The 14,274-nt window shown below is 54.1% G+C and carries 11 protein-coding genes; 7 read left to right on the forward strand and 4 right to left on the reverse strand.

The genetic code is table 11. The features are described 5' to 3' along the window. Nucleotides 1-13: 13 nt before the first annotated feature. Complete coding sequence (locus AC222A_RS01750) at nt 14-2,491, reverse strand: TonB-dependent receptor (protein ID WP_486774581.1); 2,478 nt, start codon at nt 2,489-2,491, stop codon at nt 14-16. Nucleotides 2,492-2,778: 287 nt separating this feature from the next. Between AC222A_RS01750 and AC222A_RS01755 the strand changes: the two genes are divergently transcribed. Next, complete coding sequence (locus tag AC222A_RS01755) at nt 2,779-3,621, forward strand: MerR family transcriptional regulator (RefSeq protein ID WP_372747865.1); 843 nt, start codon at nt 2,779-2,781, stop codon at nt 3,619-3,621. 24 nt (nt 3,622-3,645) lie between these two features. On the opposite strand, the gene AC222A_RS01760 is transcribed toward AC222A_RS01755, so the two are convergent. Then, nucleotides 3,646-4,422 (reverse strand): glucose 1-dehydrogenase, encoded by a 777-nt coding sequence (locus tag AC222A_RS01760; protein ID WP_372758611.1) that lies wholly within the window; start codon nt 4,420-4,422, stop codon nt 3,646-3,648. A 159-nt stretch (nt 4,423-4,581) separates the two neighbouring features. On the opposite strand from AC222A_RS01760, the gene AC222A_RS01765 reads away from it, so the two are divergent. From AC222A_RS01765 to AC222A_RS01780, 4 genes are all read left to right on the forward strand, one after another. Beyond that, a complete protein-coding gene (locus AC222A_RS01765; protein WP_486774582.1) occupies nt 4,582-5,295 on the forward strand; it encodes a DUF1499 domain-containing protein in 714 nt (237 codons plus the stop codon). Nucleotides 5,296-5,362: 67 nt separating this feature from the next. Further along, nucleotides 5,363-5,854, forward strand: a complete 492-nt coding sequence (locus tag AC222A_RS01770; protein WP_372747868.1) for a hypothetical protein — start codon at nt 5,363-5,365, stop codon at nt 5,852-5,854. A 2-nt stretch (nt 5,855-5,856) separates the two neighbouring features. Next, nucleotides 5,857-7,023, forward strand: a complete 1,167-nt coding sequence (locus AC222A_RS01775; RefSeq protein ID WP_486774583.1) for a hypothetical protein — start codon at nt 5,857-5,859, stop codon at nt 7,021-7,023. Between the two features lie 15 nt (nt 7,024-7,038). Further along, on the forward strand, nt 7,039-9,837 hold the full coding sequence (locus AC222A_RS01780; RefSeq protein WP_486774584.1) for a putative bifunctional diguanylate cyclase/phosphodiesterase: 2,799 nt from the start codon (nt 7,039-7,041) through the stop codon (nt 9,835-9,837). On the opposite strand, the gene glpK is transcribed toward AC222A_RS01780, so the two are convergent. Together glpK and AC222A_RS01790 are read right to left on the reverse strand one after the other, a co-directional pair. Then, a complete protein-coding gene (gene glpK, locus AC222A_RS01785) occupies nt 9,838-11,316 on the reverse strand; it encodes a glycerol kinase GlpK (protein WP_372763976.1) in 1,479 nt (492 codons plus the stop codon). A gap of 126 nt (nt 11,317-11,442) precedes the next feature. Next, the gene (locus AC222A_RS01790) at nt 11,443-12,192 is read right to left on the reverse strand and encodes an SDR family NAD(P)-dependent oxidoreductase (protein WP_372759098.1); all 750 of its coding nucleotides are present in this window, start codon (nt 12,190-12,192) and stop codon (nt 11,443-11,445) included. Nucleotides 12,193-12,332: 140 nt separating this feature from the next. On the opposite strand from AC222A_RS01790, the gene AC222A_RS01795 reads away from it, so the two are divergent. Continuing rightward, nucleotides 12,333-12,884: a hypothetical protein gene (locus AC222A_RS01795; protein ID WP_372763977.1), complete on the forward strand. Its 552-nt coding sequence runs from the start codon at nt 12,333-12,335 to the stop codon at nt 12,882-12,884. Between the two features lie 183 nt (nt 12,885-13,067). Then, complete coding sequence (locus tag AC222A_RS01800; RefSeq protein WP_372747986.1) at nt 13,068-14,255, forward strand: acyl-CoA dehydrogenase family protein; 1,188 nt, start codon at nt 13,068-13,070, stop codon at nt 14,253-14,255. The last annotated feature ends 19 nt before the right edge of the window (nt 14,256-14,274 follow it).

Genomic DNA, 14,274 nt, shown 5'->3' on the forward strand with positions numbered 1-14,274 from the left:
GTATTTTCTCCGGTTACCAGCGGTAGGTCATTTGCAGCGCAACCGAGCGCGGCGCTTCAACAAAGCCGGTAAATGTTGTACTGCCAAAAATAGTATTGGCCAGCGGGGTATCAGCGGCGTAGACAATCACCGTTTCATCGGTCAGGTTTTTGCCTACCAGAGAGAGCTCCCAGGTCTGATCAATAGCACCAATTCCGATGCGACCATTGAGTTTGGTAAAACCTTCTTGTTCAACACGGGGATCTACATTGGACGAAGGGTTGTAATCATCGGTGAATACAATATCGAGCGTCGCGCCGATACCCAGTGTGGCGCTGATCGGCCGCAGGTAGCCGATAATGAAAGTGCCGGACCAGTCAGCCACATACTGGTTGCTCTGTCCGGTGTAGTCGCAGTAGAGTCCATCGTCTGAGGTAGGCTGTTGCCCCTGGCGACATTGCCCGTTTTTGAAATCTGTAAATTCAAAATCCAGCAGTGCCAGCGCACCGCCCAAGCTCAAATACTCAGTCACCTGATAGCGCGCATCAAGCTCAATGCCCTGAGTAATCGCCTCCTTGGCGTTGCCAACATTAAAGCCCAATGTGCCATCGAAAATGCTGATCTGCAGGTCTTCGTATATGGTATAGAACGCTGCAACATTCAACTCAGCGGCACCGTCGAGCAAACCGGTTTTCATACCGAGCTCGAAACTGGTAGCCATTTCCTCGTCGTATTCGAAAGTGCCCACCAGAGAAACTCGGTTAGGCACTGGCGCGCCCGGATTGGCGGGTGTGAGCTCAGCGCTTGGTGATTGGTTGGAGCGCGCATCAAAGCCACCGGCTTTAAAACCACGCGTAGCGGTAAAGTACGCCATACCTTCCAGCGAATAATCCCACTGCAAATTAATCAGCGGTGAAAAATGGGTTTCACTGCGCTCGCCTTTCAGGTTGTGGCGTTCGGCCGCAAAGCTGATGGCGGCCACCGTATCCACCTCACCGATGGGTAGACTGTTACCGTTTAGATCGGCCAGGTCGAGCGAACGGCTGCCTTTTTTGTGTTCATAGGTGTAGCGCCCACCAAGCGTCACACGAAAAGTTTCGGCAAGGTTGAAGGTAGCCTGCATAAATGCCGAGGCAATATCGGAGACGCTAGTGAACTCACGCGGTGCCGTGATATCGGCTACCGCATTACCCGCATCACCAACCCCCAGCACTTCAACCGGATCAACTCCCAGAGGGTTGGGGTCGTAATCGCCCCGGGTACCACCATCCTGAAAATCGGCCGCGTTCAACAATTGCACGACAACCTCCGAGTCCTGAATAAGCTTGTCGTTGAAGGTCAGATCGGTACGCTGCAGGTACACGCCACCAATGTAGTCGATGGGCTCACCGACGGGTGACACCCAGCGTAATTCCTGACTGAGCTGCTGGTATTCCTCTGCCAACGTCAGTTTAAACAACGGCGCTGCAGTCGAATCGCAATCACACAGGTCATCGTATTCATAGGCCATCAGACCGGTGATAGATTTGAATTCATTCCCCGCATCCGACAACCATGTCACATCCAACGTCATGTTGTAGGTGTCGTTATAGCTGTAATTGCCGTTGGAAGACCCTTTAAAGTCCTGATAGTTGTTGGCTACAGAATCGTGGGTATCCACGTCAACCAGCGGTGGGAAATAAGTTCGATCGAGAATTTCCGCTTCGGTGCGACCGGTGAACAAAAACGTGGACGAGGTTGAAGGATCGTCGCGGATAACCTCACCGTGTCGACCGAGCGAATCAAATTGGCCGTACTCAAGTTTTAGCGAGGCGGTCGTGTCGTCATCAACCTCCCAGTTTAATTTCAGCCGGTAGGTCGCCTGATCGTGTTGCGGCCCGAAGCGGTCCAGCGTTAGGTTTTCAACATAGCCGCCATAGTCACGCAGACGCGCTGCAAACCGCGCCCCCACCTTATCGGTCAATGGTCCAGACAGCACCAGGTCAAAAACCTTTTCATCAAAATTTGGCTCGTAGAGTGCCGATGCAAAGCCTTCATACTCTTCTGTTGGGTCCGCAGTGTGCAGATTGACCGCACCCGCAATACTGTTTTTGCCATGCAGGATATTCTGCGGCCCGCGCAAAACCTCGGCTCGGGCAAGATCCAGGAACGGTGCTCTAGCCAACTGGGCGCGGCCGTAATAGATGCCATCGACATACATACCAACCGATTGCTCAAAGCCCTGGTTCATCCCGGTACCAATGCCCCGGATAAAGATATCAGTACTGATACCACTCTCCGTAACCGTCAGGTTTGGTACGTAGGCCTGAAGATCCTCCATGCGGTTAATACCCGCTTCGATCATTTTGTCGCCACCGATGGCACTGACCGACACCGGCACGTCCTGAAGACTCTGGGCTCGATGCTGTGCAGTAACAATCACCTCTTCCAGAGTCGCCTTTGCATTTGCCAAGGGTGAGAGAACCGCGCCAACTGCTAGCAGCTGCAGGGGAAAAGCGCGCAAACCATTCATTATTATCATCCTCTGAAGCAGTTTCACTGCCTTATGATCCATTAGAATATGAAACACACATTTATGTATCATTATTTGATGTAACATAAACCTACCATTAATTGATGTCAAGATAGTTTGAGGTAGGTAGAATAGACATTGGCTGAAATGACGAGCACCCCGCGCTTTTGGGCTATGTCGTTGTTTTCAAGGCGCAATCCAATTAAAGCAAGCTGCGGGATTGCGCTGAAAACCACCATTTATCAAACAAATATTCACTATTTGAAGATGCCCGAGCCAAACGAAGCATGAAGTTTCCCGAAGAAACAATTCAGAACATGGCCCAGTACCGCCAGCAGAATGAGGCGCCTCAAGCCCCTGAGACTGAAGACAAGAAAGAATATACGGTTGAAGAGCTGGCACTTGCCGCCAATACCACCGTGCGCAATATACGCGCCTACCAGGACAAAGGGCTGCTGCCACCACCCACCCTACGGGGCCGCAAGGGTATCTACAACAATCAGCATTTGTCACGCTTGCGCGTAATCGCTGATTTGCTTGATCGGGGTTACACCCTCGCCAGTATTCTCGATCTGATTAGTGGCCTGGAAAAAGGCATTGGCCTGAGCGAAATCCTGGGCATGGAGTCTGCAATCAACAGCCCCTGGGGCAAGGAAGCGCCAGAAATAATTCCCATGACCCAAATGGTGACAATGTTCGGCCGACAGCTCACACCGGCAAATATCCGACTGGCCAGCGAACTCGGAATAGCCATCATTCAGGGCGCACAGGTGCGCGTGAACAGCATGAGCACCCTGAAAGTCGCCGCAGATTTGTGCGCAATGGGTATCCCCTTGGGCGATCAGCTGGAAATCCTGCGCATGAGCCGCGACAACGTGGAGAAAGTGGCCAAGGAATTTGTGCGACTGATTTCAGATAACGTGCTGCGCCCCTACGAAGAAAAGTCGCTCCCGCCCAAGGAGGAATTCCCCAAAATCATCGACTTGATCTGGCGGATGCGGCCCATGGCTGAAATTGTGGTGAAAGCAGAGCTGGGAAGGGCGATGGAAGTAGCTGCCAGCAATATCCTGGCGGATCAACTGGAAAATATTATGAAGGCTCTGGAAGCCGGGAAAGATCGCGCCCAGTAATACCGGGCGCCCTGCTCCAGTAGGTTACACGCCAATGGGCGGTGTAGCGGTAGCTGCATTGTCGATCAACATTTCTGCCGCATTCACAAACTTGGACTCGTCTGAGGCCAGGTATAACACCAACGCGGCAATATCTTCGGGTTCACACATCGGGTTAGCTTCGGTAGACAGCGACTCGATTTCCTCGCGTGTGGCGGTTTCCGCGCCAGTAGCCACTTTAAACACCATCGGAGTCTTCACACCGTCTGGGTGAATCGAATTACAGCGAATACCGTTGCGACGCTCTCGGCAATACAGCGCTACCGATTTGGTCAGGGCCGCTACCGCGCCTTTGCTCGCGCTGTAAGCCGCGATAAAAGACATGCCGTGCAGCGCAGCAACCGATGACATATTAATGATCGAGCCGCCGCGACCCGTGGCTTCCATCGCCGGGATGGCATATTTGCAGCCCAGGAACACCCCCTCACTGTTAACGCCATTAACCTTGCGATATTCTTCCAGCGTGCAATCCACGACCGAGCCCATGGTCATCATGCCGGCATTGTTCACCAGCACATCCAGACCGCCAAAATGAGATACCGCGGTATCCACAACCCTTTTCCAGTCATCTTCACTGGTCACGTTGTGCTTAATAAACAGCGCGCTGTCGCCAATTTCCTGTGCAACGGCCTGACCGTCTCGCTCATTCAGATCAGTCAATACCACCTTGGCGCCTTCAGCCGCCAGGCGAATCGCGTCCGCCTTGCCCATACCACTTGCTGCACCTGTCACGATACAGACCTTGTCTTTTACTCGAGTCATAGTCCCTTCCACTTAATCATTCTGATGCTCTGCTGTGCCCGCGGAGCTGAGGCGCGGTAGTTAATCACGCTGTCTGCCTGTTGAAAAGGCGTGGTATAGTTACAAAAAGATAATAGTAAAACCTGTAATCAGACGACCTCCACCGCCGGAAGCCTATCTATGTCTCGAATTGCGAAAACAACCCTGGTCATGGCCGCGCTAAGCCTGATATTGCTGCCACTGTCTGCGCTGGGTACCCGCTGGGAGCTATTTAACTTCAGGATCGGCTTGCTGCTGTTCATGCTGGCCACCTTGACCGGACTCACCAGCATAGTCCTTTCGGCCCTGTACACACGCCGCCAGAACGATGACAAAAGCCGTCGCACCCTGAATTACGCCGCCCTGCTCGGCCTGCCTGCACTAGCCTTCTTTTCGCTAAACTTATTCAGCGGCGGCAGCACTCCCATGATCCACAATGTAACGACCGACCCGGCAGATCCGCCGAAATTCATGGCCGCCCCGGCCCAGCGGGGGCCAGGCACCAACCCGCTGGAATATACACCCGAGCTGGCCGAGATCCAGCGCAGTGCCTACCCTGAACTACAGACCCTAACGACTGAATTGAGCGCTGCCGAAGCTTTCCAGCTCGCACTGGCCACGGCCAAGCGGCAAGGTTGGGAAGTCTACCTCAAAGACGAACAGAATTATCAGATCGAAGCCGTAGCAACGACCCGTTGGTTCGGTTTTAAGGACGATGTGGTTATTCGAGTGACAAATAGTGGTTCTGGCAGCGAAGTTGATCTAAGCTCAGTATCACGGGTTGGCAAAGGCGATCTAGGGGCCAATGCCCGACGTATACTATCCTTTATTCAGGATTTTAAGGCGGAGTTATAATTAAAAGTTGGCCGTGCCGAGCCGTCTGCCCAACACTTACGGCACTTTCAGTATGGGAGAAGCGGGATTGAGCAAAGCCGGGTGTAACCACCCTAGCTCCTTGTTAGCGAGCCTTATTTTCTGGCTGGTGGCGACATTTCCCCTCGCTGCGGAGGAAGCGACGGGCGCCGTGCAGGTGATCGTCAATGATGCGGTGGAATTACCACCCAGCCTATCCTCAGGAACCCTGCGTTCGGTGTTTTTCGGACGTATGCAGTCTTGGCCTGACGGGACACCGGTCACGGTATTTGTTCTGCCTGAATCGCATCCGGCGCACAAGACGTTTTGCATCACCTTCCTGAAAACTTTCCCCTATGTTCTTCGCAAACAATGGGACCAACTGACATTCACCGGCTCCGGCAATGCACCAACGGTCGTTGCCACCACCTACCAACTCTACGACAAAGTACGCTCCACGCCTGGCGCCATTGGTTACGCCAACCAACTCCCCGGCAACGATAGCCCGGTTAAGTTTGTCGGTAGCAATACTCAGCTTACCGACCCGAAATTCAGGTTCTGATAATGACCATAAGATATCCACAACTCGCCTGCACAGTCGCCGCACTTCTCATGCTACTTGTGTCGGGAGCACCCGCTCTCCACGCCAAAGACCTGAATGGAATAAATCTGCATGGCTTTGTCAGCCAAGGATATCTGTACAGCAAAGAAAACAACTTTTATGGCGAAAGCACTGACGGCTCCTGGGATTTTTACGAAGCGGGAGTGGGCGGCATTTATCGCGTCGACCCTAAACTGAGCATCGCCGGGCAACTCTACGCCCGTGACGCCGGACGCGGCGACGACGGTAGTATTCGCACTGATTACTTCTATGCAGACTATCGCTTCTTCCAGTCCGCACAGTCTGGCGCCGGTTTTCGGGCCGGACGCGTGCGTAACCCCTACGGCTTTTATAACTCAACCCGGGATATTTTCTTCACTCGCCCCTCCATCTTGCTGCCACAGCTGTATTACGAAGGTTACGGTATCCGCGAGCTGTTTTTTTCATCAGACGGCCTACAGCTCTACAACTATTGGGATAGCGACCAGCAATCCACACATTTTATAGCCACCTTCGGTAGAACCGACGATATTGATTCCAATACGTTTGAAAACATATTTGGCGGCCAAGGTGGCTTATTCAGTGGTCAGGCAGAATTGCGCCGCCCTTTCGCCGCCCAATTGAGCACTGACCTTATGGGCGGGCGTTGGCGCGCGGCGATGAGCTATTACGATGCCACGCTCACCTTTGACAGCCCCCAGGCAATCGCAGAGCTCGACGCCAATATCATTGCCCTGTCACTGCAGCACAACCGCGAGAAAATTTCTTACACACTGGAATACTCCCTACTGTCTACCAATGGACTGTTCGCTAGCCCTGCGTTCGGTGCTGCGGGCAACTTCGCCAGCAAGGGTGAAACTGCCTACCTTCAGGCCGACTACCAGCAAACTGGCACGCTGACATGGTACACGCGCATTGACCACCAGCTCGGCGATCGCAATCGTCCCAACGAAACCGATTCCACGGTGCTCACCCTGGGTGGTCGCTGGGCCCCGGCGCCAAATTGGTTGCTCGCAGCCGAGGTGCACGGTGTTAGAGGATCAGCGCCTGTTCCCAATATTGACAATCCCAACCGGCAAATCAGCGAAAGGTCCGAATTGTTTGTTATGATGGCGGGATACCGTTTCTGACAGTCACTCTTATTCATGACCAGCCCGCAGAAGCAGGTAAAGCTTAGTCTACAGACCAAGCTCCTGTTTGTTATTACATTGATCACCACACTGGCCCTATTGGGCAACAGTGCTCTGACCTATATCAGCGCCGTGCGCGTCAATGAGCAGGCCAGCGCAAAGCGGGTTGGTGAACTCTTCGGTATATTTGAAAAGCTGGTGGAGCGCTCTACCCAAAGTTTCGAGGATATCCTGACGCAGGTTCCGGTAGATGCCTACAGCGGCGATAAACCCTCTTCGCAACCGCCCGCGCTGCTATCACTCAATCCCAGCATTGAATCGATGGCACTGCATCAGTTCGATGGGCGCCGGGTGCGGCAATGGCAAGCTGACAGCCCAACACGCGCACCCGGCGAAACGCTGGACGAGCGCCTTATCACCATCGTCTCCGAGCAGCAGCAGCCACTGAGCCGCATCTTTTGCACAACCAGCTGCTACCAGATCAGTTTTGTGCCGGTCATCTCCAGTGACGGCACCCTTTTTATCCTGTCAGCCGTGCGCAATCTACAGCAGATATTTGTGGATTTTGCGGTACTGACAGGAGCCGACGTTGCGTTTCTCAAGAGTGATAGCAGCCGCCTGGAACCAACCATTTCCAGCAATGCCGCATCCACCAGCCCGCTCATACGGGAAATACAGTCTCTCACCGGCTTCCTGAGCCAGGATAAAACAGTTTACACGCGCACCAGCGCCGGACTATACGCCGCAGCGCGCCAGCCTCTGCCAAGCCGCTACACCGTCACACCTATCAATACTGTCATTCTGTCAGACGATAGTGACGCCCAAGCTCAAATCCAAGATTCACTCAAGGGTGGTTTGATCGCCTCAGCCATCGCATTACTCATCACGATCTTGCTCACTTACTTGGCGCTGCGCACTGCCCTGAAAAAGCTGGTAAACCTATCCAAGGCAATACCCATGCTGTCGGAGTCGAACTACGATCGACTGCGGGATTCATTGCAGCGTTACACCCGCAAGCCCGGCTATTTGGACGAGGTTGATCAGCTGAACTTCACCGTGCTGGAAGTAGCCGACGCACTGGAAGAAATGGAGGCTGCTGTCGCCGAGCACCGCCAGCAACTGGTACACAAGATTGCAGAGCACCGCGAAGCACAGGATTTCAATGATGTGCTAGTCAATGATTCACCCCTGGTTATTGCCGCCCACACACTGCAGGGTGACATCAAATTGCTGAATAATTACGGCCGTGAAATGGCAGGCTGGACGCGACTTGACGTAGATCACCGCAAAATCACTGACCTGATCCTTCCCGACCTGTCCGGCCACTCCATTACGGAAAACCTGACACCACTGATCAGCGGCAAGCAAACCCGACTGCAAACTGAGCAACTTATCCGCAGTTCCAGTGGTACCGTCAGCGATCTGATGTGGGTGCATGCCCGAGTTCAGGCGAACAATGAGCCGTTGATTCTGTCAGTTGGCCTGGATATCACTGAGCGCCGCAAAACAGAGAGCCGTTTGCGCTGGTTAAGCAAACACGACAATGTCACCGACCTTTTGAATCGCGAAGCCTTTCACGAGGAAGCCAGCCTGCTGATACAGCAGTACAGCGACAGCCATTTAGTAGATCTGATGTTGCTGGACATTGATAAGTTTGCATCCATTAACGATATGTACGGTTTCCACAGTGGCGATTCGATCCTGCGCGAAGCCGCACGCTTTGTTGAACGCCTGATTACCTGTGACACCATTATTGCGCGCACCGGTGCCAACGAATTCTGTGCCCTGCTGATTATTGACAAGGAGGACTACGAGCAAAATGGCCACCCGCTGCATAATCGGCCGCTGCATTTTTATTCGGTGTTGGACGATGACACTGTAGAAATTACGCTAACCGGCGTGTTGGCAACGTACGCCCAAGACGGCTATAACATCGACGAACTGGTGAGCAATTCTGCCGCTGCTCTGCGTGGCTTGAAACCCATTGAGCGCGGCAAGATCAATCGTATATCCGAGTCGATTGATAGCCGGGCACTGCGTCAGGAAAAGCTGCAGGTACACGACAGCATTGTCAAAGCCTTGTCTGATGAACGTTTCGTCCTTCTCTACCAGCCTATTTACAACCTGAGTAAAGAACGCATATCCCACTGCGAATGCCTGGTGCGCATGCGCTCCGAAGACGGCCACCTCGTGTCGCCCGCTGCGTTTATGGATATTGCCAAGGAAAACGGCCTGATGGCTCGGTTGGACTTGCTGGTGCTGCGCATGGCGCTGGAACAACTTGGTGCCTGGCACCGGCAGGATGTAGACTTAAAACTGAGCGTCAACATCACCGCGGCCACATTCGAAAGCGATCTGTTTATCAAAGAGCTGAAGTCGCTGCTGCTGGAAACAGGTGCTCGCCCCAGTCAGCTCATTTTCGAAATTGTAGAAACAGAAGCCATAAATAACCTTGAAACTGCACGCGAACTCTGCGAAAGACTGGCGTCGCTCAACGTACAGATTGCGTTCGACGATTTTGGTATTGGCTTTACTTCCTTCGAATACCTGCGCGACCTGCCAGTAGACTACATTAAGATCGATCAGTCCTTTATCCGCTACCTGTATAAGCGCAAAAGCGACCAACTGCTGGTGAAATCCATGGTCGATATGGCGCTGGCATTGGGTAAAAAAGTGATCGCAGAAGGTGTCGAAGACGACGGTAGCGCCGACCTGCTGCGAAATATGGGCGTACATTATTTACAAGGCTACTACATCAGCCGCCCGCGCCGCGTATCTGAACTTGATCTCAACTACACGATGACCGTGCAGTAATCAGCTGCGAACCCGGGCTACTGCTTTTTTCCAACCGTGATAACGACGCTCCCGATCCGCTTCTGACATTGCTGGCTTAAAGGTCTGCTCAGCACGCCACAGTTGATTAAAATCGGGCAGCGAACCGTAGAGTCCCGCTTGCAGACCGGCCAGGCCGGCAGCCCCCAGCGCCGTTGTCTCGATCACCGCAGGGCGCTGGCATTCGCAGCCCACTGTGTCGGCAAGTCGCTGCACCAACCAGTCGTTTACCACCATACCGCCATCCACCCGCAGCGTTTCTATTTCTGCACCGTCATTACGCATCGCATCGAGTAAATCACGCGACTGATAACACACAGCTTCCAGGGTCGCGCGGGCGATATGGGCAATCTGGGTATCACGGGTCAGCCCGAGAATGGCTCCCCTGGCATCCGGGTCCCAGTAGGGCGCGCCAAGACCGGTAAAGGCGGGCACCATATAGACGCCATTAGAACTGCTGACACTTTCGGCAAGCTCTTGCATCTGCGAGGCACTGCCAATCAGATGCAGGCCGTCACGCAACCACTGCACCGCCGCACCGGCAACAAAGATACTGCCCTCAAGAGCATAGGTTGTCTGACCGTCCAATTGATAGGCAATCGTCGTCAACAGTCGATTGCCAGAAGTGATCGCCTGCACACCGGTATTGAGCATCACAAAGCAGCCCGTGCCGTAGGTGCTCTTCACCATGCCCGGCGCAAAGCAGGCCTGACCAACCGTCGCCGCCTGCTGGTCACCAATTAATGCCCCCACCGAAATTGCGGCGCCAAATAATTCCGGGCTGGTAGTACCGAAATCGTCGGCGGAGTTTTTAACTTCAGGCAACACTGCGGCAGGAATATTCAGCAACGACAGCAGCTCATCATCCCAGCAGTGTCGATGGATGTTGTATAACAGCGTACGCGATGCGTTGGTGGCGTCGGTTGCGTGAACTTTCCCCCCCGTGAGACGCCACAACAGGAAAGTGTCGATCGTACCAAAAGCCAATAGCCCGCGTTCCGCCTTTTCTCTGGCGCCGGGAATATTATCCAGCATCCAGCCCAATTTGGTGCCAGAGAAATACGGATCGAGCAATAGACCTGTACGTCGCGACACCATCGCTTCCACACCCTCTGCGCGCAAACGCTCGCATTGAGCTGCGGTGCGACGATCCTGCCAGACAATCGCCCGCCCCAACGGTTTGCCGGTATCGCGCTCCCACAATGCTGTGGTTTCTCGCTGGTTAGTGATACCGATGGACGCGATCTGCCGCGCCTCAATGCCCGCCGCCGCCAGTGCCTGACGGCAAACCGCGAGCGTTGACGCCCAGATATCTTCCAGCTCGTGCTCAACCCAGCCATCTGCGGGAAAATGCTGGGCAAACTCCTGCTGCCCCAAGCCACAGATGGCACCCTGTTTATCAAAAACGATAGCGCGTGAGCTGGTTGTGCCCTGGTCGATAGCCAGCAGGTAGTCAGTCATTGTTGTTATCCGTGCGGTATTGATAACCGAACGATAGCACTATTGCGCGGGCGACGGGAGACACTGACCAACAGGCGCGGTCTGCTCGGAAACACACCGTACCTGCCCGACAGCGAAAACGTTAGCTCAGGACAGGGTTCCGCCGTCTACTCGGATATGCTCACCGGTAATATGCGCCCCATCTTCAGATGCCAGCATGGCAATGACACCCGCCACTACCTTGGGTTCTTTAGGCCCGGTAAGCGAACTGATTCTTCCCAGTAAGGCCATATCGGCATCTGCCGGGAAGGTGACATTTGCTGCCATATTGGTCGAAATATCACCAGGGCAAACACAGTTCGCGCGCACACCACGCTTGGCATACTCCACCGCAATTGTGCGCGTCATCGACAACACCGCACCTTTACTGGCCCCGTAAGCCGTGCCCCAAGGCAGACCACTGAGCGAAGCAGTCGAGGCGGCATTCACAATATTACCTTTGGTTTTGAGCAATTCCGGCAACGTCGCCTTACACAGTAGAAACGTGCCGGTCAGGTTGACATCAATAACCCGTTGCCAATCCGCCAGCGCAAGCTCATGGCAGTTATCAAAGCGTAACACGCCCGCCATATTGACCACCGTATCCAGCTGACCGTAGGCACGAATGCATTCGGCCACGCAGTTATTCACGTCTGTTTCTGAGCTGATATCGAGGCGATGGGCAATCGCTTCCCCACCCTGCGCCCTGATTCTTTCAGCGACTGCGCTTAGCGCTTCTTCATTGATATCCGTGCAGAAAACCTTGCCACCTTCTTCAGCAAGACGATAGGCAGCAGCTTCGCCAATTCCCGACGCCGCACCAGTCACCAAAATCACCTTGCCATCAAATCGTTTCATCAAGCCTTCTCCAGATTGTGAATAACTACCAAAAAAACGTGATCACCATGCCCCTCGCTGTGAAGCGGGTCAACCATGCTGAGTTTAATCTCTTGTACTTTTGCGCTGGCGATAACAAAAACCAAATAAAGGAGAGCCCAATGTCCCTGTCCATGCGTCTTACCCTGGCACTCAGCGCCGCGTTGCTCATGCCTGCAGCCGTTATGGCAGCAACCCCGCACTGCGCTTTTCCGGGCGCACGCGAAATACCGGCAGCCTCCCTCTATATAACGGACAGTACGGCTTTTGACTCTTACCGATTTGTATGGATTGAAGATATCTCCTTTAACAATCCCGAATCACTCAGCCATCAGGAACAAGGCACGCTGCGCAAACTTATTCGTAGCGCGATCGAACAGGAGTGGCTCGAGCGTCTCGGCTGGCGCAGCGCCAACGCACCTGGCGATGCCGTAGCCAGCCTCAGTATCAATGTTGAAGATCTGACAACCGATACTGGCCAACTCCACCTACACACGCGCCTGCGCGACAGTGTGTCTGGCGAGCAACTCATGGCACAATGTGACGCGGAGCTCGCACTCGACAGCGAACACTACCGCCACACCACAGCCACTTCTCTGGCCTGGAACGGCCTAAGGCAGCAGGTGAGCCATTGGGGCGCCGGGCTCGGCTCCCATCTCATGACCGTGTACTGACCGAAATTGCCAATAAAGCTGCCTTGATTCACCCTTGAGTTTAAGGGCCGCTCCGCTAAGCTTTCAGCATTGAATTTGTGATGATGGCATACGATCGGCCCGCGCCTTCTTTTTTCCTCAAGGTATTGATTCCCTGAGCTTTAAAAATGTAGTCGGCGGGGCGATCCCAGTAGGAGATCCCCAATGGACACGCTCGAATCCTTCCGCCAGGAAGTCCGCGAGTGGCTTGAAGCCAACTGCCCGGAATCCCAACGTAAACCGGCCAGCCGTGAAGAACAGGTATGGGCCGGACGCAATCAGACCTTTCCCAGCCAAGATGCCAAAATCTGGTTCGAGCGGATGCGCGATAAGGGTTGGACCGTACCCGATTGGCCAAAAGAGTATGGCGGCGGCGGCTTGAGCGACGCCGAAGCCAAAGTGCTCAAAGACGAGATGAAAAAGCTCGGCTGCCGCACCCCCCTGCTGGATATCGGCATCTGGATGTTGGGTCCTGCCCTGCTCGAATACGGCAACGAGGAACAGAAGCAGGAACATATTCCCAAAATTGTTCGCGGCGAGATTCGCTGGTGTCAGGGCTATTCCGAGCCGGGTGCAGGCTCTGATCTAGCCAGCCTGCAGTGCAAGGCGGAAGACAAGGGCGACCACTTTCTGGTGAATGGCACCAAGATCTGGACCACCAACGCCGACAAATCCGACTGGATTTTCTGCCTGGTACGCACTGACCCCAACGTAAAAAAGCAGGAAGGCATCAGCTTTCTCCTGATCGACATGGAAAGCGATGGGGTCAGCGCCACACCGATAGAACTTATCAGTGGTGAGTCGGAGTTCTGCCAGACTTTCTTCGATAATGTGAAGGTTCCCAAAGAAAACCTCGTCGGCGAACTGAATAAAGGCTGGTCAGTGGCTAAAGCTCTGCTCAAGCACGAGCGCAAGCTGATGTCCGAACAGGAAACGCCGGCCGGCACCCAATTGACGCCAGTGCAGGCAGCTCTGGATTACGTGGGCACAGATGCCAGCGGAAAAGTGGCCAACGCCGCCTTGCGCGAACAATTGGTTAAGCACGAAATGAAATACCGGGCTCTGGGGCTCACCCATTTCCGCTCCTTCGAAGAAAAGATGAGCGGTGCCGGGGAAGGCAACATACCTATGATCATGAAATACGTAGGCACTGAGTGCACCAAAGAACGGGAAGAAACCCTGCTTGCCATGCTGGGCACTCAAGGCTTGGGCTGGGAAGGCGAAGGCTTTAACTCGGATGAATTGCTTGCCACACGCGGCTGGCTATTTTCCAAAGCCCTGTCCATCGCCGGCGGCAGCTCGGAAGTACAGTTGAACATTATCGCCAAACGCGTATTGGGTCTGCCCGACTAAGCGCAGACAGCAGGAGTTA

It is taken from the genome of Litorivivens sp., assembly GCF_057445395.1.

Excerpts from the sequence above, each read along its gene's own strand:
- AC222A_RS01780 (WP_486774584.1), top strand. The coding sequence starts at position 7,039 with ATGACCAGCCCGCAGAAGCAGGTAAAGCTTAGTCTACAGACCAAGCTC.
- AC222A_RS01795 (WP_372763977.1), top strand. The coding sequence starts at position 12,333 with ATGTCCCTGTCCATGCGTCTTACCCTGGCACTCAGCGCCGCGTTGCTC.
- AC222A_RS01755 (WP_372747865.1), top strand. The coding sequence starts at position 2,779 with ATGAAGTTTCCCGAAGAAACAATTCAGAACATGGCCCAGTACCGCCAG.
- AC222A_RS01775 (WP_486774583.1), top strand. The coding sequence starts at position 5,857 with ATGACCATAAGATATCCACAACTCGCCTGCACAGTCGCCGCACTTCTC.
- AC222A_RS01790 (WP_372759098.1), bottom strand. The coding sequence starts at position 12,192 with ATGAAACGATTTGATGGCAAGGTGATTTTGGTGACTGGTGCGGCGTCG.
- AC222A_RS01765 (WP_486774582.1), top strand. The coding sequence starts at position 4,582 with ATGTCTCGAATTGCGAAAACAACCCTGGTCATGGCCGCGCTAAGCCTG.
- AC222A_RS01750 (WP_486774581.1), bottom strand. The coding sequence starts at position 2,491 with ATGAATGGTTTGCGCGCTTTTCCCCTGCAGCTGCTAGCAGTTGGCGCG.
- glpK (WP_372763976.1), bottom strand. The coding sequence starts at position 11,316 with ATGACTGACTACCTGCTGGCTATCGACCAGGGCACAACCAGCTCACGC.
- AC222A_RS01800 (WP_372747986.1), top strand. The coding sequence starts at position 13,068 with ATGGACACGCTCGAATCCTTCCGCCAGGAAGTCCGCGAGTGGCTTGAA.
- AC222A_RS01760 (WP_372758611.1), bottom strand. The coding sequence starts at position 4,422 with ATGACTCGAGTAAAAGACAAGGTCTGTATCGTGACAGGTGCAGCAAGT.